The sequence below is a fragment of the Zhongshania aliphaticivorans genome, from assembly GCF_902705855.1.
GTDB classification, from domain to species: Bacteria; Pseudomonadota; Gammaproteobacteria; order Pseudomonadales; family Spongiibacteraceae; genus Spongiibacter; species Spongiibacter aliphaticivorans_B.
In genome coordinates, this window is the sequence record NZ_CACSIJ010000014.1 from 31,675 (window position 1) to 53,583 (window position 21,909).

Here is a 21,909-nt window from a genome sequence, read left to right on the forward strand (position 1 = left end):
GGTTTTGAACGCTTGTTCAGGAAATACTGCAAATGCTAATCTTTGTGTCATTCACACAAAATTTCTAAGTAAATGCTCTTATATAAAGTCTGAAATATTCTATTTTTACAAAATTCTCTGAGCTTTTATCTCGCTGTTTTTACCGATACACATGAGCTGGCATGTTAATCATTCAGAAATACAGAGCTGGGATTTAACCTAGCTGTTAGTTCACTTAGAAAATCACCTCGGCGCTCAAGCCCTCCAACGATGTCCGAAATTCTACAGTTAGTGTCCGTCGCCCACATAGAACTCGGCGCATTTCTCCGTATGATTGCTACACTAAATCCACTTAGCGCCTACAAAAATAACAGGATCACAATATGGCAAATTCAAATGACGCTAGCGACGTAAGCTATACAAACACTCAAATCCTTATTGTCGGTACTGGCTTCGCTGGCCTGGGTATGGCAATCCGCTTGAAGGAAATGGGAATAAACGACTTCATCATCATTGAGCGTGCTAAAGATGTCGGCGGTACATGGCGGGACAACCGCTACCCCGGCGCGGCCTGTGACGTGCCATCACATTTGTACTCCTTTTCTTTTGAGCCCAATGCAGATTGGTCGCGGGTATATCCAACCCAGCCAGAGCTAGAAACCTATTTACAGAACGTTGCCAACAAATGGCAGCTGCGCCCGCACATTCGCTTTGATCACACCCTAAACCAAGCGCGCTATGACGAAAAAAATAGTCAGTGGTTAGTAAATACCAGCGGTGGCAATTTCAAAGCCCGCTTTGTCATTAGCGGCAATGGCGGCTTGGCCGAGCCAAAGCTTCCAGACATTCCCGGCGTAGAAAGCTTTGCTGGTCATCATTTTCATTCTGCAAACTGGGATCACAGCTACACTTTGCCTGGTAAACGCGTGGCGGTGATTGGCACTGGCGCATCGGCTATTCAGTTTGTGCCAGAAATTGCTGGCGTGCCTGCCAAACTCTCGATTTTTCAACGTACGCCAAACTGGATCATTCCCAGGGGCGATCGTCCTTATAGCCGTATTGAAAAATGGATTTTCAAACACATTCCCATCACCCGTAAAATTCTGCGCGCTAAAATCTATTGTCAAAATGAAAGCCGCGTACTCGGTATGGTCTTGCATCCTTCTATTATGGGCTTGTTCCGCCGCTCAGCGATGAAGCACATTCAACGGCAGGTATCTAACCCAGCATTGCGACCAAAACTTACACCCAGTTTTCCTATCGGTTGCAAACGTATTCTTGTTTCTAATGATTGGTATCCCGCACTTCAAAAACCCAATGTCGAAGTTGTCACCAACGGCATTAAAGAAATACGTGAACACAGCATTGTCACCAATGACAATGTTGAACACGAGGTAGATTGTATTATTTTCGGCACCGGATTCTATGCTACCGACAATCCCATCGCCGGCATGATTTATGGTCGAGACGGTCGTCAATTATCGCAGGTTTGGAAAGACGGCGAAGAAGCGTACTTAGGTGCAAGCGTACATGGTTTCCCGAACTTCTTTTTTATCGTTGGCCCCAATGTCACCCTCGGCCATAGTTCGATGGTGTATATGATCGAAACCCAGGTTCAGGCGATTAGCCGCATCCTCTTAGCAACTGATGAAAATAATGCCGCCACGGTTGAAGTGAAATTAGACGTACAACAAAGCTACAATGAAAAATTGCAAAAACTCTTAGGTGGCTCTATTTGGGCGACCGGCTGCGATAGTTGGTATAAGCACCGAACTGGAAAAATAACCCAACTCTGGCCGGGGTTTACCTTTACCTTCCGCCGCTGGAATCGCGATTTTAAACATTCAGATTATCTTTTTAATTCTGTAGAAAAATAATAATTGGGCTCAGTGCTATGACAGATACATACGACTTCGACGTGATTATTATTGGCTCCGGTTTTGGCGGTAGCGTTTCTGCTTTAAGGCTGAGTGAAAAGGGCTACTCCGTGGGGGTAATGGAAATGGGGCGGCGCTGGAGCCCTGAGAATATGCCGTCTAGCAACTGGAAGGTGTGGGATTTTTTATGGCGCCCCCTTCTTGGTTTACGCGGTTTTTTTAGTTTGCGGTTTTTTCGTCACGTTATGGTTTTACATGGCAACGCCGTTGGCGGCGGATCGGTAACCTACGCCAATACTTTATTGGTTCCGCCCAACTCGGTATGGGCAGACGGTAGCTGGGTCGGCTTAGATGATTGGGAATCGGTTATGCCCAGCCACTACGCCACCGCAAAGCAGATGCTCGGTGTAAATAAAAACCAGCGCCTTGCGGCTGCCGACCGCGCCTTAGAAAAAATGGCCATCGCACAGGGCAGACACGACACTTTTTACACCACCGACGTCGGTGTTTTCTTTGGCGATAAGGACGATACCTCTGGCGGCAAACGCTACCCCGATCCCTATTTTAACGGCGAAGGCCCAGACCGTCATAGCTGCATTGGCTGCGGTAGCTGTATGACGGGCTGTATTTACAACGCTAAAAATTCCTTAGATAAAAATTATCTTTATTTAGCGGAGAAAAAAGGCGCGCAGGTTTTTGAACAAACTCGTGTCGATGATGTGCGGCCATTAGAGAATAGTGATGGTGATAAGGGCTACGAAATTTTTACCAGCCACGGCACCTCATTATTTCGTAAAAACAAACGGCGCTTCACCGCAAAGAAAATAATATTTTCGGCTAGCTCATTAGGCAGCCAAGAATTGCTGTTTAAGCTGAAACAGTCCGGCTCCATGCCTAATATTTCCGATGAACTTGGTAAACGAGTTAGAACCAACGCCGAATCCTTGCTCGCACTGCGCTTTCCCGGCGGTGAAGATATGTCTAAGGGTGTGGCCATCGGCTCAGGGTTTTATCTAGATGATTACACCCATATCGAAGCCACCCGCTACGGCAAAGGTCACGATTTACTCAGCTTATTATTTACCCCCTTAACTGGTGGTAAACCCGGTCTAATACGACCCTTTTTGTGGCTGGCAACCTTGCTCTTATCTTTAATACGGCATCCCGTGAAAACACTGCGGGCCTGTAATCCCTTCGGCTTTGCTAAAGAAACAATTATCTTTCTATGTATGCAAACCATAGAGGGACATTTGAATATGCGTTATCGCCGCCCCTGGTATTTTCCTTTTATTAAGGTGCTGCAAACTGAGGGTGAGCCGATTCCGTCGTTCATCCCCGCCGCGAATAAATTTGTCGCAGATAGCGCCGCACAAATGAACGGTATGGGTGCCAGCATGGTGTCGGAGTTATTTTTTAATATTCCCACCATCGCCCACTGTATGGGTGGCTGTGGCATGGGGGAGTCGCCGAAAAGCGGTGTGATCGATAGCCAGAACAGGCTGTTTGGCTATAAAAATGCCTACGTCTGTGATGGTTCAATGTTGGGCGCCAATCTGGGTGTAAATCCCAGTCTAACCATCACCGCACTATCTGAACGGGCAATGAGTTTTATACCGCCGAAAGACACTATCGCCAGTGCTTAAACACTAAGACTGCGGCCCTGCTTGCGCAATACGCCCGGTGTTTTCCCGCTCATACGCTTAAAGGCCTGTGAGAAACTGGAAGCATCGGCGTAGCAAAGTCGTTCGGCTATTTGCTCAACGCTAAGCCGCGTACCGGTTAGCATTTCTTCAGCGAGGGTCATACGAATCTCGTCCACCAATTGTCGAAACGAGGTGCTTTCAGCTTCGAGTTTTCGGCGTAAAGTACGCGAGGTCATACACAGCGATTCGGCGACCAACTCCATGTCCATCGTCATTGGTCGTTGGCGCAATAAACTGTCACGCACCTTTCCCGATATGCCCTTTCTGGCGATGCGCTTAGCGACCAACTCCGAGCATTGTTTGTCTAATAAACTCGCGGTTGCCACATTGCCAACAGCGCGAGGTTCATCCATTAATCGACGTGGGAATATCAACTCATTACGCGGAGCTGAAAACTCGACCCGGCCGCGAAAGCATTTTTCGTAAAGATCGGCATGGGGTGGCCGTGCGTGCTGGAATGTCACCCATTCCGGCCCCAGTTGCGGTCCCGCCAACTCACGGAGAATAAGCATGGCGGCATGAATTTCTCGCTCTATTGAAAACAGCGCGACATCTGCTGGTACGTCCGAATTGTCGAACACCAAACTCGCGTAATCGCCCTGTTCTTTGACGGTAAAGCCAGAAAAGACAAAGGTAAGTTCTTGATACGTTTGCGACAGTTCCACCGCCTTGCGTGCAGTCGGGCTGCTAGCCAAGGCAAAACCCCAAATGCCGTAGGCCGATAAGTGGTAACGCTCGCCAGCGTATAAACCTAAACCGCCCATATCGGGTAGCTCGCGGAGTAAATTACGAACTACGGTCATCTCGGTGCTGGCTTCGACCTCAGTTTCCGGGTTATCTAAACTCTGCTGATCTAATCCGGTATTTTGAAGTAATGCTAATTGCTTTACGCCGTTTTCGACACCTAAGGCCACCAGAATTTGAACACTGGTGATGCTTCGACAAAAATCCCAACTTTTCATTATTATTCCTACTTATTTGCAACATCGTGCAATCAAATGTCGGTTTCATAAGCCGAATTCAAACTGCATTTGCAGCCCGCGTAAAGCGATAAAATTGTCCGTAAGCCGCCAGAAATGTCCGAATTTCAACATAGCTTATCAAGTAGACTGTGACTCGTATAATACTTTTAACGTTCGGCGTCACACTTTTCGCCGCTATGTCCTATGATCAAAGCTTAATAATAAATACATCGTCCTGCGAACTTGCTTTATACGCTCCGATCAGTAAGCGGATTACGGCAAGGTCGTCGAATCGATGATTAGAGGAGTTACCCGTGGCCGTTTCAAAATTCACCCGTCAATTGTTTCTCAATACCAGCCTTAGCAGCGTGGCGCTATTTACAGCCGCGCACGCCGCTGCCGCGCCAGCGCTAGAAGAGGTGCTGGTCACTGCGCAAAAGCGTAGTGAAAGCGCCCAAGACATTCCCATTGCCGTCACCGGCGTTACTGCCGATATGCTCGACAAACTCGGCTTTGAAAACGCCAACGACGTGTCTGCCCAAGTACCTAATATGCAGGTTAGTGGCCCCTATGGCGATGTGCAGCCCATTTTCTCGATTCGCGGCGTCAGCATGTCTGACTACAGCTCGAACCAAGCCAGCCCGATTGGGGTCTACGTAGATGAAGCCTATTTAGGTCCGGTATACAGCCACGGTGCCAACTTTTTTGACATCGAACGGCTAGAAGTATTACGCGGCCCGCAGGGTACGCTATACGGTAAAAACACCACCGGCGGCGCGATCAATATCATTACCCGCACCCCAAATTTTGACGGTGAGAATAGCAGCTACGTTAAAGGTGGTTTCGGCAGTTATAACGCCACATCGCTAGAAGCGGGCACTGAAGGCGAATTAATCCCCGGCGTTTTGGCCGCGCGAATTGCCGGTAGCTTGAAACGCGATGACGGCTATGTAGAAGTTGTTGGCCAAGATGCCAACGCGGCTCAAACTGATTTTTAAGGCGCTCGCCTCAGCCTAAATTGGATTATTAACGACAAGCTCGATGCGGTTTTAAAAATTACTACCTCAGGCAATGATTCGCTAAGCACGCCACCCCGTAACGAGGCGCGCACTGATTTGCGCGGTACCGGCCTAGAGGGGGACTCCAACGGTTATATCGACTACACCGGCTATTCACGTGGCAGCCGCAACCTCGACTTCCACGAAACCGAATCTAATGCCATCGGCGCGTTAATCACCAATACCGACCTTGCCGTTCTTACCATGAACTACAACGCCGATAACTACACCCTCACCTCGGTCAGCTCCTATATGGACGCCGACTACTACCAAATGGCCGACACCGACGGCAGCCCCAACGGTCTGCTGGAAATTAAATGGTCGTCAGATTCGGTAAGCTTTAGCCAAGATCTACGCTTCACCTCTAATTTCGATGGCATGTTCAATATTATTGCTGGCGCATATTACGGCAGCGAAGATTTATACATGCAGAATATCTACGATATATTCGACCAAATTCCTGACGTTCGCGTCGGCGTCGCCAAACCTGACAATATTCCTATTTTCCCCTACCTAATCGACTTCGGCATGATCGACCAACGGCTGGAAACTAAGAAAACCAGCGCTGCCATCTACACCCAAATGCGCTTCGATTTCAGCTCTGATTTCGGTATGGATGTTGGTCTGCGTTATACCCGCGACGAAAGCAAACTCAGCTATTTGAATATCTCGCGGCTTAGTAATTCGGGTCTGCCACTCGGCAGCTACGTTCCCGGTAATACCACTGGTGTAGACAATGCATGGATAACACTGCCATTAACCGTGTTTGATTTACAGAATCTGATTTCAAACCCAACAGCCCTATTAGACTATGCCAAAGCGGGTTTTACCCATGGCGCCTACACGCTAGATTCCGCGCCAAAACTCAGTGCACCAGAGCAGGAATTCACCGGCAAAATTGGTCTTGATTATCGTTTTAACGACGACTTCATGGTTTACGGTAGCGTCAGCCGCGGCTACCGCGCAGGCAGCTATAACGGCGGTGTGTACTATCAACCAAGACCACTGGAAACTGCCTACGCCTCACCGGAGTTTATCAACGCGTATGAGGTAGGTATTAAAGCCGATATGGCCGAAGGCAGCGTGCGCCTAAACGCCGCGGCATTCCTATACGACTACACCAACCAGCAGTTTATTAACGTGGTCGGTATTTCTAACTTCTTAGAAAACGCCGGTGGATCACAAATTATGGGGGCAGAAGCCGAGCTGTGGGCGCGGCTCACCGAGCGTCTAACCCTGCAAGCTGCAGTCGGTATTCTCGAAACCGAGTACACCGACCTATCGCTCGCCAATACCGAAACCATCGCCAACCAAGACGACCGCGTCGACCTCTCTGGCAATGAGCTAATCTCGGCACCCAAACTGAATGTGAGCTTTTCTGCCGACTACGACTTGATCGTAACTGAATACGGATATTTAAGCGTAAACGCCAACGCCAACTTTCAAGACGACCAATGGTTTAGCGCCTACAACGATCAGTACGGTTACGAAAACATTCGCCAAGACGCCTACTGGCTCTACAACGGCCGCCTAAGCTGGTACGCCAACGATGGCAGCTACAGTATTTCGATCTGGGGTAAAAATCTGTTAGAAGAAGAATACGACAGCTACGCCATTAACCTACAAGCAGGCTTTGGCTTCGACCAATACCTTGCGGGTCAACCACGCACCTACGGCGCAGAAATTCAGTTTAAATTCTAAGCGCCTCGCCCGTTTATCGATGTTGATTATCGATAAACGGGCACTAAACCTTTATTTCACTCACGTCCTACACTCAGCGTCATCAACTTGATGCATTTCTACGTAATAGCACTATCTGGCGTTTATTCATTCCCATTTAGAGGTATTACGTGCTGCACAAACTATCCAAATTCGGCCTACCGGTTTGGTTTCTCACCAGCTTCTCGTTGTGGATCTGGTTACCTACCAATAGCCTACTCGCCATTACACCTAGTGTTTGCGCGGTGTTACTCAGCACTTTAGGTGGCGTGTTAGGATTAGCCTTGTATCAAGTTTACCTGGCCCAATTTCACCACCATAAAGGCTTTTATACCGCTTTATGTTCAGCGTTATTAGCACCACCGGTGGCCATTATTTTTTCTTATAAATTAAGCGCATTATTGGCGGCATATCCGCTTAGAGAACTCGCGGCACTGGTATGGTTTCTGAGTTCGATGGGGGCCGTTCTAACAGTTATTGTTTGCCGCCTATTAAGCGAAGTGATTGTGCACCGACCGCACACGGCGGTCGACCACAATATTAGCGAACACGGCATTTATAAGACTCACGCAAATTCGAAATTTAATACTATCGTGAAAATAAAAACATAAATACCAAGCACTACTTTAAACTGAGCCAGTATCTACTGGCTACTTATCTTGGTCTTGGTCTGACTCTGCATCTCGTTCCGCTTGCTGCCGAAGATAACCGCCCGCATCCTCTTCCATTTTTGACAAGGCTTCCGGAGACTGGCGAGTAGCAATCGCTCGCGACTGTTTATTAATTTCATGAATCTGCGAGGCGTTGCGTAAATCTCGCTGACTGGTAATCGCAGCAATCGATTCTCTATCCTTCAAGAAGTTAATAACATCGCCGCGAATACTGTTTAGTTCATCGTCATTTTTATGCATTTCTAAAATGAATCGAGGGTGTTCTAAATTTTGAATACCGGTGGCGGCGAAGGTGCTAGACACCGCTCGGCAAACAATAATCCACGGTGTGATGCTCGATCTAACTAAGGTATTCTCTGAACGAGTGGAGTCGTGAATACTGGCGCCAGTAGAAATTTTAGACTCGGTAAATGTTCCCTCTACTTTCAAATAAATTAGATTGCTTTCAAATAGCATTTCAGCGAAAAATAAGTGTGCAGAGTTTTCAAGTATTTTTGCAAAAGCGCGAATCAGCACACCCACTAAAAACAAATGAATAATCGCGCTGATATGACTAGACACCTCAGCTCCCTGCGACGCGCTTAATTGAGTAAGGCCACCCAGGGTTTTTATGAAGGTATAGGCATCGGCCACGCTAAATGCTAGGGCCAGAGTAAGAATTGAGCCAATAACAAACAACACATTTGCCGACACTAAACTAATAAGCCGTGCGCGTTCAAATATAAAACCTAAATCCATCGTCTTAAATTTTGGCTGGATTTCTTGAATCATTTCACCAAAGAAATTACCTTTCCCCTCAACCTGCTCATTCAAGCTAGGCTCTAACTCCTGATAAACACGGTTAGGCACTTCCTTATAGCGCCGGTTGGCCATAACCAAATTATCTAAATTAATAAAAATCTCATTTGGGTGCACCGACTCCTGCCAGTTTTCCCGTAATTCCGAAACCTCTACTTTTGGGTCTGCATAGTTAAGGCGTTTGTTTAACATAATCGCTACCACAAACGTCGACGCACCCGCGCCAAGCAACACACCCAGTAAGTATAAAATAGTATATGGCCGCGGAAGATAAGCCAGATATGTATCTATTTCTGCTAGCGTCAAATCACTAACGCTTAATACAAATTTCAAGCTCAACCCAATAACAACCGGCATAAGAATCGCGACGGCAACCACCTTCACCAAGGTCATACTGCCCATCGTCGGAATCGTCGTATCGGCCATACGACCAATCGCACGCCCCGCTGACCGCCACACCAGTAGGAGGTAAACGGTAAATACCACTGAATACGCAGGGAAAACAAATTCACCCACCTCACCAGCAAATCCTGCCAGTGATACAAACGCAACAAAGGCATAGGCAATCAGCGCAACCAAGGTTTGCGCCCACGCACCACATAAACGCTGAGCCATATTCCTCACCGGATAAGGCATGTAGGTTAAGCGTCTAAAAACACTGTGTACAAAGCGCGCAAGAAAGCCAACTGGTTCAACAAACGTTGAGTTTTTGCGCCCCACCAGCATTTCTGTCAGACGCTGCTTGGTATAGGCAACGTAAGACGCCTCTTCCTGAGCGGTGCTGGTTTCAGAACGGCTGTAATTATGCGCCAACGAAGTCGGATGATTACGACCAACAAAAAAGCGCATCATGGCGATAATGCCCCTAGATGCGGTAGTGATACCGTTAGCTAATAGGCCCAGTCCAAACACCACAATAATCCAACCGGCTACCGCCTGATCCTTCACTGTTGCAGCAGCTTCAATCAAAAGATAGATACCCAACAAAGTCACAATCACACCGCGAACAGCAGTTACTGCGCCTTCCGTTTTAAATGGGTTTCTAAGCCCTAAATCAATGGAGCCATAATCAAATGCCATTGGTAGCTTCCTTCTATGTATCAGATGGCGTAAATCGTCTTGCCCAATCCACGCGGGCAAACTATGCGCTTTGCTTTAAAAAACTATTATAAAAAAGGATGGGATAAGACCTTACGGCGTTTCAAAAAAGCTACGCGTAAAGATAGCTTATTAGAAAAATATTTATCACCACATCCCTATGTAGCCGAAAACGCCGCAGACCCTAGAGTGCAGAGGCAAAAATCAATATTACCGCTATAAACTCACTTTACAGCTATTCCGGCAGCTTAATATTTCTTACGTCGAATACCTGAGCATAATGGCTAAGCCCCCAAAAATACACTGAATTTAGCCTTCTCGCTAATCAAACCTACGACAAAACTAGGCTAGCATTAAAACCGCAATACACAGTGCCAAACCGAAAATATAGGTGCCACCCGCGCCGATTTGACGCAATGGGTTAGGCCGCGCCATGGTTCTTGGGAAAATCAAACCCGCCACCAGAACAAAGCGACTCACCGTGGCGAGAATAATTGACCACAGCACCCAGCTCGCCATTTGCGACTGACTGAGAATATACATAAGCACCATCAATACTGGCGCAAACTCGATAGTATTAGCATGAGCGCGAATGTATTTATGGAGGGTATCCTTAGGATCGCTAGGGCAGCCCGAACCCAACTTCTGTTTGATTCTGTTCACGCTGACGGCAATCCCCAAAGCAATACATAAGGAGCCCAATAAACCGATACACAGCAATGCAATATTCATATTATTCTCCGAAGTAATTTATTTAGCCAAAGTCACTAATTACAAGATCTATCAAACCGCCATAAACAAGGCCAATACCAAGTAATAGCCCACGCTGCTTATCAGCACAATACCAAACACGTTTACCAAAAATCCCGCCTGCATCATGTCTTTAATCCGCAGCTCACCACTGCCAAACACCACCGCATTAGGTGGCGTTGCCACCGGCATCATAAAAGCGCACGAAGCAGCAATGGCGGCAGGAATAACAAACAACATAGGTGACACCGACTGCGCCACCGCTAACGCGCCAAGCAGGGGTAAGAAGGTCGCAGTTGTTGCGGTGTTACTGGTGATCTCGGTTAAGAAAATAATCACTGTCACAATCACAGGCACCATCGCATATAGGGGCCACGCATTTAGCATCGAGAAATTCTGCGCCAGCCACTCCGCCAAGCCTGAGCTTTTAATCATGGTCGCCAAGGCCAAGCCACCACCGAATAACAACAACACGCCCCAAGGTAACTTCTCAGCGCTTTGCCAATCCAATAAGGCTTTCGAATCGCTCCCGCCAGAACGCACCGAAAACAATAGCAGCCCCGCCGTCATCGCAATGACGGTATCAGTAACACCCGGTAAGTAATCGTTTAACAAGGGTCGAAATATCCACACCGCCGCTGTCGCGACAAAGATCAATAACACCCGCGCCTCTCCGCCACTGAGCGGCCCCAACTTTCGTAATTCAGCGTGGAGTAAATCGCGACTACCCGATGTTTCTAGACCCACAAAGCCCTTGCGACACAGCCACCACCACGTAAACAACAACATGCCTAGCGCTACCGGCAGGCCAATCATCATCCACTGACCAAAGCCAACGCTAATACCGTGACTCTCTTTTAAATAAGCCGCCAACATCGCATTGGGCGGCGTACCGATCAGAGTCGCAATACCACCGATACTCGCGCTGTAGGCAATCGCCAACAACAGCGCGACGGCAAAACGGCGACGCTCACCATCATTACCATCAGGTAAAAAGCTAATCACCGACACGCCAATCGGCAGCATCATAATACTGGTCGCGGTATTGCTCACCCACATGCTTAAAAATGCCGTGGCAATCATAAAGCCCGCAATCTGCCGATTAGGCTGCTGCCCCACCGCCAGCAAAATATTCAAAGCAATACGACGATGCAAAGCCCAACGCTGCATCGCCAAACCTAATAGAAAGCCACCCAAAAACAAAAAGATAATACTGTTAGCATAAGCACCGGCTAAATCCCCCACCTCGGCAATACCCAAAACCGGCACCAAAATTAAAGGCAGCAATGCCGTCGCTGGAATAGGCACCGCCTCCGTCGCCCACCAAATAGCCATCCATAAGGCTGCACCTAGAGCTAACCATGCTTCAGCGTTCATGCCGGTGGGCGCGGGGATCAATAGAGTTAAGGCCAGCATGGCGGGGCCGATAATTAGAGCTAGCAGCGAAGGCTTAACGATGTTTTCTGGCGCAGTACTCATGTCAGCTCACAAATATTTGGGGTCAGTGTAAAAACTCTTGATTCTAGGCCATTTAAGATTCTAACCCATGCTGGAACTTGATGTGTTTTCTGACGCAATGGATAGGAGTTTTTACACTGACCCCAAATATCGTAAGTTTCGCTCTACGAATACACTCACACACACCGAACAGCATCACCTTTTTTACAACATCTCCCCAAAAAGTGCCATCATTACGCCTACAGCTGAGGCAGAGTTACAAATACGGCACTACACGACATTATGTTATCGACACTAATTTAGTATTACGGCGTAATCCCTATGAAAAATAACTACGCCTGTATTGGCTTGTTCAATCCTAAATCTCCTGAGAATATCGGCTCGGTAATGCGCGCCGCTGGCTGCTATGGCGTTAACTCTGTGTTCTATACGGGCACGCGTTACGACTTAGCGAAGCCCTTTTATACCGACACTCAAAAGGCGCTTGAAACGCTGCCACTCATTGGTGTTAAAGAATTGAGAGATGTTATTCCCTTAGGCTGTGTGCCCGTGGCGGTTGAGTTGATTGATGGCGCCAAGCCATTGACGACGTATAAGCACCCCGCCCGCGCTTTTTACATTTTTGGTCCAGAAGATGGCACCCTGAAAAAAGAGATTACCGACTTTTGCGACGATATTGTCTACATTCCCACCGAGGGCTGTATGAACTTAGCCGCCACGGTGAACGTGGTGCTCTATGATCGCCTCGCCAAAGGCGACAATTTTTCTCACCATCAAGATGCCTTAAGAACGAAACCAAAATAAGCTTAAGTTGCTGTTACTCGGTCGTCGTTTATATTTGTTTCATTCGCCAATAGCTCATCGCAATTCTCAATCAAACTCAACACCAAATATCCACGCGACCAAGAGTTTTCTGAGTTGAAATTTTTTACCTGCCCTTGCATGAGTCTTTATGTTTCACTGGCCACCACTAAGGGGCTTAAGCATGGATTTACTGGTCGAATATCCGTTTTTGTTAGTACCACTCATCTTTTTTGCTCGGGTTGCCGACGTATCACTTGGCACATTTCGCACTATTGTGGTTTTTCGGGGCAATAAACTTTTAGCCTCGATTATCGGCTTTTTTGAAATCATGATTTGGTTGGTCGCTGCGGGGCAGGTTTTAACAAATCTTGATCACTGGTATTTAGCAGTCGCCTATGCCGGTGGTTTTGCGGTGGGGAATTATGTGGGTATTTCAATTGAAGGCCATTTTGCTATTGGCAAGGAGCTTATCCGTTGCATTTCGTTTAACCGTGATGTGCTTGCCGACAAATTGCGCGAGCAGGGTTTTAAGGTGGTGTCATTCGACGGAGATATGGGCGAAGCCAATCCGGTTGAATTGCTACTTATTATTGAAAAAAGACGCAACACGGCGGCGCTTATTCAACAGATTAAAGAGCTAGACCCCAGTGCGGTCTATTCTGTATCTGATATTAAAAGCGTTTATGACGGCCCCGATCTTTTACCCCGCCGTCGGTTTTACAGTAGCTTACTAATGCAAAAACGCAGCTGAACAGAATTCGGACTGGCCTTTAAATTATGCTAGTTTAGCGAATTCTCAATTTAAAGCTTGGGCCAGCAGCCCTTTAGGACACCTCGCATGCCCCCATTATTTGAAGAAATTGATAGCCAAACCTCTGCATTAGGTGAGATCTCATTACGCAGACGGCGTATGCCCGCCTTTGGCGACCGAGACATTTATGAAGTTAAGTTGGGCGACGAATTTTTAATGTCGAGCATGTTTGTTGATGCCGAAGAAGCTTTATCGACCCTTGGCTTAGCGGCAACACAGGGCGATAAGCTGAGTGTGGTTGTGGGTGGTTTAGGCCTAGGTTACACCGCTGTGACCGCCTTAAAAGACGAGCGAATTAGTGAGCTATTGGTAGTTGATGCCTTAGATACTGTAATAGGCTGGCACAAAGACGAGCTGGTTCCACTGGGGAGAATACTCAATGCTGATGCGAGAAATCGCTATATATTAGGTAGCTTTTTTGACCTAGCCACCGATCCTAGCACGGGCTTTGATCCCGACAGTGCGGCCAAGAAATTTGATGCCATTCTTTTAGATATAGACCACTCCCCCACCGAATTTTTAAACGCCGCCAATGCCAGTTTTTATACCACTGAAAATCTCACACTTATGGCAGAGCAATTAAAGTCCAAGGGTGTGTTTGCGATGTGGTCGCAAAACCTGCCGGAAGCCAATTTCGAAACGTTATTAAAAACGGTATTTACTAGCGTTACCTCCCATGTCGTGTCTTTTTATAATCCGTTTCAAAATGGCGAATCGACCAACTCTGTTTATGTGTGCATAAAAACTTAAAAAAGATTTACGTTAATTTTGACTAAAACTCAGTGCAACGAATACGCAATAATTCCGTCAGAACAATCTGTAAAATATCTCTTTTAAAAAGGGATTAACAGAATTCACGGTGAGACAGATAATGGCCAGAAAAAAAGGACTAGCAGGCTTGTTATGGCGCGCGGCACTGACATTAGTCTTACTCAGCGTCGCGCTGGTTTTGCCTTTCCGCTGGATAAACCCGCCTACAACTATGGTTATGCTTGAACGCAGCTGGCAGCAGCGCGGCACGGACTATCATATAAATATGCAATGGCTGAGCTGGAATCAAATACCGCGCCATGCCGCGCTGGCCGCAGTAGTGTCTGAAGATCAGAATTTCCCCAATCACTACGGTATCGATATAAAGGCGATTAAAAAAGCCATTGCCGAGCGAGAGCGCCGCGGCAGCCTGCGCGGTGCCAGCACCATTAGTCAGCAGGTCGCCCGCAATATGTATTTGTGGACGGGGCGCAGCTGGGTACGCAAAGGTCTAGAGGTTTGGTTCACCGGGCTGGTTGAGCTGTGCTGGCCCAAACAGCGTATTTTGGAAGTTTATTTAAACATTGCAGAATGGGGCGACGGCGTATTTGGCTTGGGTGCCGCCAGTCACTATCACTTTGGCATACCCGCCTCGCAATTATCTAACTGGCAGTCTGCGCTGCTAGCGTCTAGCCTACCCAGCCCGCTTAAATACAATCCAGCCTCACCCGCGCCGCATTTGATTGAACGCGCCAATTGGAATCTTGGTCAGCAACGGATGCTGGGCGGCACTAACTGGCTAGCGCCATTGAGGTAGCGCGTCTTATTCAGATTCCCGCTTGAGAAAATACCGTTAAGAAAATGTCTGGCTCAGGTCTTACGCGATAATCATCGGTAAGATCTGCAAACAATATTCTTCCTACCGCGTCCGTCATAATGACTGTTGGCATAACGGTGTCGCTGTCGTAGCCTAAAACCTGCATGCCCGACGGCAAGCCATTTGCTGCGAAGATACCTAGGTGTTTAGCCATGGCATTATCTTGGTCGACCAAGAAGGACATTGGCGCGTCAAAGCGTTGCGCAAGGTTGGCAGTATGGCTTTGCGACTGCGGGCTGATTAGCATTATCTCTACGCCTTTCTCTGCAAGCTCTCGATATTGCCCGGCTACTTCTTTTATTTGCGCCATACATAATGGGCACCAATTACCGCGATAGAAAATCATCAGCATTGGCTTATTTAATTCGCTCGTTTTAATGCGCATGCCTTCGGCATTAATAAATTCCAACGCCGGTAAGGTTTGACCTACCTTAAGTACCTCACTGCTACGACCGCCAAAGCTGGAGTACCACCATTCATACAAAGCCGACCCGATAACACCAGCGCCCAGAACCCACATGAATGGCTCTGTAGTCAGGCTTGGCGACAATGCCACGCCGACTAATGAGCCCAGTGTTATTACAAAAATACGCTTTGTGATATTTTTTGTACGAGCGACATTCGACGTAAATACCCAAGTAAAAAATGATAGTGGAGCCGCCATACTAAGCAGCACCCAATACCAAATAGTATTACTTGGGTAACTATATATTTCCCAACCGCTGCGCACCGCTCCCGCAACAAGTAACGTCATCCACGCGGAAATAAAAAAAGCTTTTAAACGGTCCATAACCATTTCCTTTTGATTGTTATTTTAATTAGGCATTAACATATTAAGTAAGGGGCTAACACTCTGGCGTAAATGTGATTTTGCTGCGCCACGCCGACACTGTACGCGTAAGCCAATCATGCTATTCATTAGCATTCTTCCCGCTTCTTCTGCACTTACCATCTTATTCATTTGTTTCAGAGTTTGGGCGCGCCTGCAGGCATCGATGAACGCTTGCTCTACTAGCATGAGTTTTTCTGACGCCTGCGCTGTTAATTCAGAATTCATCGGCGACAGCTCGTTAACGGTATTAACCAATAAACACCCCATCGCCAATGCGTCTTTCGGCAAACTAAAAACCGTGAATTCAAATACGTCACGAATACCTTTTGCGGGGTTTTCTTGATTACCCAATAACTCGATAACAACGACCTGCATACTGCACTGGTAATTGTTAAGCACTTCTGTAAACAAACCGGCTTTATCACCAAACGCGGCGTAAAGGCTGCCACGATTTATCTGCATAGCGTCGAGTAACTGTTGCAATGAACTTGAGTAATAGCCGTGCAGCCAAAAAACCTGCATGGCAGAATCCAGCGCCTGTTGGCGATCAAATTGCAAGGGTCTGGCCATGCTGTCCTCCTCAATATAGAAGGCACACTATCGGTTCTGGAATGGTCGGTCAATAACGATGTAACTTACCGTAAAAAGCTGCCTTAGCAAGTGAGCAAGGCCTGCACCAAATTCATAGTAGGGAATGAGGACTTAAAGCAACACAGAATGGATACATATTTTGCACTTCTCTTTATATAAGTTCAGTAGACTACCCCCCAAACGATAGCCCCAATACTCAAACACTGGAGTACATCATGTCCCGCATGCGGCTAGCACTGCTCACCACAATGGCCATGCTGGCATTTGCAGCAAATTCCTTGCTTTGTCGTGAGGCATTGGCTGCTGGCCACATCGACGCGTCGAGCTTCACTCTGGTACGGCTTGTCTCTGGCGCCGCCGTGCTAGGTTTTCTACTGCTAGTTAAATTTCGGGGCGTCACCCTCGGTGGGAGCTGGCTGGCAGCGGCTGCCCTATTTGGCTACGCCGCTGCCTTTTCATTTGCCTATATAAGTTTGAGCGCGGGAACAGGGGCACTGCTTTTGTTTGGTGCAGTGCAGGCAACAATGATTGGCTATGGCTTATGGATGGGAGAACTCCTTAGCCCCCAAAAAATGATGGGCGCCGGTGTCGCCTTTGCTGGATTGGTATGGCTGATGCTGCCCGGCATTGAAGCGCCGCCTTTGCTGGGTGCCCTTACCATGTTTGCTGCAGGTGTTTGCTGGGGCGTGTATTCCTTGCTTGGTCGGCGCAGCACCGAAGCAACCATTGCTACCGCCGGCAATTTCATTCGCACTATACCTTTCGCGATCATTCTATTCTGGCTTATGGGAGACGCCAATCAAGTCACCCATCTAGGCCTAGCCTATGCAGTTGCGTCAGGTGCCGCGGCCTCTGGCTTGGGTTATGCGCTTTGGTATGCGGTGCTACCCGCGTTGCCGGCATCTAGCGCTGCTACGATTCAATTAAGCGTGCCTATAATCGCCGCGTTTGGTGGCGTGTTACTGTTGGATGAGCAGCTAACACTGCGTTTTGTTTTGGCGGCGATTGCGGTACTTGGCGGTATCGCGGTTTTTATATTGAGCAGACGCCGGTCATAACATAGGCAACGACACTGTTATTGCACAGCAATATTCATTGAGATATTTTGCCACCACATTTGCTGCACCACGCCATGCCAGCTACCATTAAGAACAAAACTAATAATGCTTTAGGACACACCATGCGCTTTTTAATGCTGCTACTTGCTACCACCGCCATGATTTCAATTTCTGGCTGTGAATCGACGTACTACAACGCCATGGAAAAGGTGGGTGTGCATAAGCGGGATATATTGGTAGACCGCGTTGACGAAGCCAAGGAAGCACAGGAAGACGCTCAAGAACAATTTAAAGACGCTCTTACTGAGTTTCGTTCGGTGGTGAATTTTGATGGCGGCAATTTAGAGAGCCATTACAATCGTCTCAACAGTGAGTTTAAAGACAGCGAAGCCGCCGCTCAAGAAGTAACGGATAGAATTAACAAAGTCGAGTCAGTCGCTGAGGCATTGTTTGATGAATGGCAAGACGAACTAAAGTTGTACACCAACGATAGCCTGCGTAGCGACAGTGCTAATAAGCTCCAAGCCACTAAACGCCAATACGCTACGCTGATTAAATCTATGCGGCGTGCCGAAAAAAGCATTGACCCAGTACTGAATGCGCTACGCGACAATGTGCTCTACCTAAAGCACAATTTAAACGCCTCGGCGATTGGCGCGCTTAAAGGTGAGCTGGCCGGTATCGACCGCGATGTGCAGCAACTAATTGGCAATATGGCAAAAGCCATTAATGAATCTGACGCCTTTATTAAGCAGTTAAAATAGCGCGAGCTAATAAAGCCAATAAATGCCACTCACCAGCTATTGACGAAATTTGAGTTTGGCCTTAAAAAGGCGCACCTCAATTTATTGTAAGCAATCATGGCGTGGATATCTTTCGACGTTTTTCGCACCCTCGGTTTTAATGACACTCTGCAGTTAAAGCCTGAGCAAATTTTTAAGCATAAAGACGATATCAGTAATGCCGACTGGGTTTTGTATCCCGAGTACTGGCAACTCAATGCCTTAATTTATGGCCTTAAAGCCAAGGTTTTCCCCAGCCAAGCTAGCTACCTGTTAGGCCACAACAAAATTGAGATGAGCCGCGCCTTTGAAATGGTCGCGCCGGCCAATATTCCCCAAACCGAAATTCGCGCCAACACCCCCAGTAACGCTGATGAATTGTGGGAGCTGATGCTTCACCCATTTGTTGCGAAGCTTCCCAAGGCCTCTCAGGGCAGTGGCGTTTGGCTAATTCAGGACCGCTCGGATTGGCGGGCGTATTTAGAACGCACGGATATTTTGTATGTGCAGGAATACCTGCCCATTAACAAAGATATACGCGTGGTGGTTATTGGCGATCAAGTCGTGTGCGCTTACTGGCGCTTACAGTCAGATCAAGGCTTTTACAATAATGTCGCCAAGGGCGGTGTTATTGACCAAAGTCCGATACCCGCACAGGCCATTAATCTTGCCCTACATTTAGCCCAAAGCTTGGATATAGACCACGCTGGCTTCGACATCGCGATGGTCGGAGATCACCCCTATGTATTTGAGTTTAATCGCTTATTTGGCAATCAGGGCATCGAAGGTGGCGACCAAAAAATTCGCGATGCGATTATTGATTACTTGCATCGCAAACAGGAACCCACCGGCCCGAACTTCCCCAAAGCGCCAGCCAACGGCCGCAAGCGTCTACGTCGCGTTGCATAGCTAAATACCCGCCCCGATGCCCTTGGGGCTAAGCCTTATATCCAACCTAAGTACAAACTTTCTCCAGCCTTTAGTGTCCAAATGGAAAATGTTTCCTATTGACACCTTTTTGTAGCGCGTTAACATACACCTCCATTATAAAAACCTTACAAGCTCGATCGGCTCGCAGACTCCGTCGATATATGGAGCCACGACAAGCTTCTGGGCTATAACAAGGGCATAAAAAATATGAACTCGAGATTCACCTTGTTCTGTACGGGAAGCGGCCTCGCCTTCGGGGCGCTTTTCGTTGTTGCTTGGCTCTTAATTGCCGGCTTTTTTCCGCTGCACCTACCTTCTGCTAGCGCGAATGACATTGCCGACATCTACGCAACTAACGTCGGTGGAATTCGTGCAGGTATGATGCTCAGCATGCTCGCGACAGGATTCTATGCTCCGTGGATTGCCGTTTTATACGTTGTTACAAAGCGAATAGAAGGCGACGCGGCGCCTATTATGGCAGTTACCCAGATAGTAAGCGGAGCAATGGGGGCGCTCGTATTTTGCCTGCCAACCATTATTTGGACGGCGGCGTCTTACCGAGTGGGACGAGATCCCGAATTAATTTTGCTACTCAATGATCTTGCTTGGCTAATTTTAACTGTGATTGTATCGCCCTTTATCTTCCAAAATCTTGCGGTAGGTATCGCGATTTTACGAGACAAGGCAAACATACCGCTAATGCCTAGATGGCTCGGTTACATCAATATTTGGGCCTCGGCTGTTTATGTGCCTGCGGTGCTAATTCCTTTCTTTAAATCTGGCCCATTTGCATGGAACGGCATCCTTGCGCTTTGGCTACCCGCAAGCACGTTCTTTTGCACCATCATTATTATGACGATCTATTGCAGAAAAGCCCTGATGAATGACACCTACGTAACAATCGCATAATGATTCAAGTGAATCATTAATTGTGACAATTTGCTGACATTCTTCGCCGCCAGAAATAAGAATCCCCCCTCCTCTGCAGCGCTACGCTATAGGGTGTACCATAAGGACCTGATTAACTTTGAGGCCTAAAAAATGCACCCAGCAATGCCATCACTTGTCCGTCGTAGCCACGCTCTTTTAGCTCTACTGTTCATCAGTTTACTGCTGTCCGGCTGCGGTATTAATAATATTCCGCGTTTAGACGAAGAAACCAAAACCGCCTGGGCTCAGGTCGAGAACCAATACCAGCGCCGTGCAGACCTGATTCCAAATCTGGTTTCTACTGTGAAGGGATTTGCCGCCCAAGAGAAAGAAACTCTAACAGCAGTGGTTGAAGCCCGCGCCAAAGCAACCTCCATGCAGATAGATTCCAGCATTCTCGACAACCCGGAGAAACTTCAGCAGTTTGAAGCCGCGCAATCTAAGCTGAGTGGCGCGCTAAGCCGCTTGATGGTGGTGTCTGAGCGCTACCCCGATCTTAAGTCCAACCAAAACTTCTTGGCATTGCAATCGCAACTGGAAGGCACTGAGAACCGGATTAGTGTGGCACGACGTGACTTTATTCTCGCCGTTGGCCGCTACAACACGGAGATTCGCACTTTCCCCGGCAAGATTTGGCACAGCATGATGTACAGTGAGCTGAAACAAAGAGAAACCTTTAAAGCCACCGCCGACAAGGCTGACGAAGCGCCTCAGGTTAATTTCTAATGGCGTTATTTAAAAGCACATCGTTACTCCTCTGCGGCTTACTCTGCTGCCTCAGTGCCTTTGCCGCTGAGCCAGCGTTTCCCAAGCTCAGCGGTCGCGTGGTAGATAGCGCAAACTTACTTTCTCCCAGTACCGAACAAAGCCTTGTTAAACAGCTCGCCGCGCAGGAGCAACGTACTGGCAATCAGCTTGTGGTGGTAACTCTGCCAGATTTGCAGGGCTACGACATTGCCGACTTTGGCTTTCAGCTGGGTCGCCACTGGGGCATTGGCCAGAAAGATAAGAACAATGGCGCTTTGCTAATTATCGCCAAGAAGGAGAAAAAAATGCGTATTGAAGTTGGCTACGGTTTAGAGGGCCAACTTACCGATGCTCGCAGTGCACAAATTATTCAGCAAATTCTGACTCCCGCGTTTAAAGCAGGGGATTTTGATGGCGGCGTTAGTCGCGCTGTTGAAGCCATGATTTTAATCATCGATGGCAAGGCCGCAGCAATACCCAAAAAGCAAAGTTCCGCTAAGAAATCTCCGCCCGCACTGGGTGGTCTACTTCTTATGTTCATTCTGTTTATGGTGATCGGCGGTGGCCGTGGTCGCGGCGGCCTCCTTGGCGGCCTGCTACTTGGCTCAGCCCTTGGTCGCAGCGGAGGCGGTTTCGGTGGTGGTGGCTTTGGCGGCGGCGGATTTGGAGGAGGTGGCGGCGGATTTGGCGGCGGCGGCGCTTCTGGTGGCTGGTAAGGCTAGCT

Annotated in this window: 21 protein-coding genes; 15 read left to right on the plus strand and 6 right to left on the minus strand. The window is 48.0% G+C overall.

The genetic code is table 11. The features are described from left to right. Window positions 1–362: 362 nt before the first annotated feature. Both GVJ32_RS12160 and GVJ32_RS12165 read left to right on the plus strand, forming a co-directional pair. On the plus strand, window positions 363–1,856 hold the full coding sequence (locus GVJ32_RS12160) for a flavin-containing monooxygenase (protein ID WP_159240381.1): 1,494 nt from the start codon (window positions 363–365) through the stop codon (window positions 1,854–1,856). 17 nt (window positions 1,857–1,873) lie between these two features. After that, a complete protein-coding gene (locus GVJ32_RS12165) occupies window positions 1,874–3,499 on the plus strand; it encodes a GMC family oxidoreductase (protein ID WP_159240382.1) in 1,626 nt (541 codons plus the stop codon). Here GVJ32_RS12165 and GVJ32_RS12170 read toward each other — a convergent pair. Further along, window positions 3,496–4,521: an AraC family transcriptional regulator gene (locus GVJ32_RS12170; protein WP_159240383.1), complete on the minus strand. Its 1,026-nt coding sequence runs from the start codon at window positions 4,519–4,521 to the stop codon at window positions 3,496–3,498. The genes GVJ32_RS12165 and GVJ32_RS12170 overlap by 4 nt on opposite strands. A gap of 314 nt (window positions 4,522–4,835) precedes the next feature. Here GVJ32_RS12170 and GVJ32_RS18360 point away from each other — a divergent pair, with 314 nt between their 5' ends. The 3 genes from GVJ32_RS18360 (at window position 4,836) to GVJ32_RS12180 (ending at window position 7,909) form a co-directional block, all read left to right on the plus strand. Beyond that, a complete protein-coding gene (locus GVJ32_RS18360) occupies window positions 4,836–5,519 on the plus strand; it encodes a TonB-dependent receptor plug domain-containing protein (protein WP_235035125.1) in 684 nt (227 codons plus the stop codon). 117 nt (window positions 5,520–5,636) lie between these two features. Next, the gene (locus tag GVJ32_RS12175) at window positions 5,637–7,280 is read left to right on the plus strand and encodes a TonB-dependent receptor (protein ID WP_235035126.1); all 1,644 of its coding nucleotides are present in this window, start codon (window positions 5,637–5,639) and stop codon (window positions 7,278–7,280) included. 149 nt (window positions 7,281–7,429) lie between these two features. Beyond that, on the plus strand, window positions 7,430–7,909 hold the full coding sequence (locus tag GVJ32_RS12180; protein ID WP_159240384.1) for a hypothetical protein: 480 nt from the start codon (window positions 7,430–7,432) through the stop codon (window positions 7,907–7,909). Between the two features lie 39 nt (window positions 7,910–7,948). Here the strand turns inward: GVJ32_RS12180 and GVJ32_RS12185 are convergent, their stop codons facing one another. From GVJ32_RS12185 to GVJ32_RS12195, 3 genes are all read right to left on the minus strand, one after another. After that, window positions 7,949–9,847 (minus strand): hypothetical protein, encoded by a 1,899-nt coding sequence (locus GVJ32_RS12185; RefSeq protein ID WP_159240385.1) that lies wholly within the window; start codon window positions 9,845–9,847, stop codon window positions 7,949–7,951. Window positions 9,848–10,207: 360 nt separating this feature from the next. Next, window positions 10,208–10,597 (minus strand): MAPEG family protein, encoded by a 390-nt coding sequence (locus tag GVJ32_RS12190; RefSeq protein ID WP_159240386.1) that lies wholly within the window; start codon window positions 10,595–10,597, stop codon window positions 10,208–10,210. Window positions 10,598–10,648: 51 nt separating this feature from the next. Next, entirely contained in the window at window positions 10,649–12,094 is a 1,446-nt protein-coding gene (locus GVJ32_RS12195; protein ID WP_159240387.1) for an SLC13 family permease, read from the minus strand. Window positions 12,095–12,394: 300 nt separating this feature from the next. On the opposite strand from GVJ32_RS12195, the gene GVJ32_RS12200 reads away from it, so the two are divergent. The 4 genes from GVJ32_RS12200 to mtgA all read left to right on the plus strand — a co-directional run bounded on the left by GVJ32_RS12200 (window position 12,395) and on the right by mtgA (window position 15,255). After that, window positions 12,395–12,877, plus strand: coding sequence for an RNA methyltransferase (locus tag GVJ32_RS12200; RefSeq protein ID WP_159240388.1), 483 nt, complete (start codon window positions 12,395–12,397; stop codon window positions 12,875–12,877). A gap of 181 nt (window positions 12,878–13,058) precedes the next feature. Then, window positions 13,059–13,628 (plus strand): DUF2179 domain-containing protein, encoded by a 570-nt coding sequence (locus tag GVJ32_RS12205; protein ID WP_159240389.1) that lies wholly within the window; start codon window positions 13,059–13,061, stop codon window positions 13,626–13,628. 87 nt (window positions 13,629–13,715) lie between these two features. Beyond that, on the plus strand, window positions 13,716–14,438 hold the full coding sequence (locus tag GVJ32_RS12210; RefSeq protein WP_159240390.1) for a spermidine synthase: 723 nt from the start codon (window positions 13,716–13,718) through the stop codon (window positions 14,436–14,438). A gap of 121 nt (window positions 14,439–14,559) precedes the next feature. Then, window positions 14,560–15,255 (plus strand): monofunctional biosynthetic peptidoglycan transglycosylase, encoded by a 696-nt coding sequence (mtgA, locus tag GVJ32_RS12215; RefSeq protein WP_159240391.1) that lies wholly within the window; start codon window positions 14,560–14,562, stop codon window positions 15,253–15,255. Between the two features lie 10 nt (window positions 15,256–15,265). On the opposite strand, the gene GVJ32_RS12220 is transcribed toward mtgA, so the two are convergent. After that, window positions 15,266–16,105, minus strand: a complete 840-nt coding sequence (locus GVJ32_RS12220) for a peroxiredoxin family protein (protein WP_159240392.1) — start codon at window positions 16,103–16,105, stop codon at window positions 15,266–15,268. A gap of 24 nt (window positions 16,106–16,129) precedes the next feature. Beyond that, the gene (locus GVJ32_RS12225; protein ID WP_159240393.1) at window positions 16,130–16,717 is read right to left on the minus strand and encodes a TetR/AcrR family transcriptional regulator; all 588 of its coding nucleotides are present in this window, start codon (window positions 16,715–16,717) and stop codon (window positions 16,130–16,132) included. A 236-nt stretch (window positions 16,718–16,953) separates the two neighbouring features. On the opposite strand from GVJ32_RS12225, the gene GVJ32_RS12230 reads away from it, so the two are divergent. The 6 genes from GVJ32_RS12230 to GVJ32_RS12255 all read left to right on the plus strand — a co-directional run bounded on the left by GVJ32_RS12230 (window position 16,954) and on the right by GVJ32_RS12255 (window position 21,901). Then, window positions 16,954–17,796, plus strand: coding sequence for a DMT family transporter (locus GVJ32_RS12230; protein WP_159240394.1), 843 nt, complete (start codon window positions 16,954–16,956; stop codon window positions 17,794–17,796). Window positions 17,797–17,918: 122 nt separating this feature from the next. Further along, on the plus strand, window positions 17,919–18,560 hold the full coding sequence (locus GVJ32_RS12235) for a DUF2959 domain-containing protein (RefSeq protein ID WP_200841411.1): 642 nt from the start codon (window positions 17,919–17,921) through the stop codon (window positions 18,558–18,560). Window positions 18,561–18,656: 96 nt separating this feature from the next. After that, window positions 18,657–19,487: an ATP-grasp domain-containing protein gene (locus tag GVJ32_RS12240; RefSeq protein ID WP_159240395.1), complete on the plus strand. Its 831-nt coding sequence runs from the start codon at window positions 18,657–18,659 to the stop codon at window positions 19,485–19,487. A gap of 228 nt (window positions 19,488–19,715) precedes the next feature. After that, complete coding sequence (locus GVJ32_RS12245) at window positions 19,716–20,417, plus strand: DUF4386 family protein (protein ID WP_159240396.1); 702 nt, start codon at window positions 19,716–19,718, stop codon at window positions 20,415–20,417. Between the two features lie 132 nt (window positions 20,418–20,549). Next, complete coding sequence (locus tag GVJ32_RS12250; protein WP_200841412.1) at window positions 20,550–21,164, plus strand: LemA family protein; 615 nt, start codon at window positions 20,550–20,552, stop codon at window positions 21,162–21,164. Then, window positions 21,164–21,901 (plus strand): TPM domain-containing protein, encoded by a 738-nt coding sequence (locus GVJ32_RS12255; protein WP_159240397.1) that lies wholly within the window; start codon window positions 21,164–21,166, stop codon window positions 21,899–21,901. The genes GVJ32_RS12250 and GVJ32_RS12255 overlap by 1 nt, the downstream gene beginning before the upstream one ends. The last annotated feature ends 8 nt before the right edge of the window (window positions 21,902–21,909 follow it).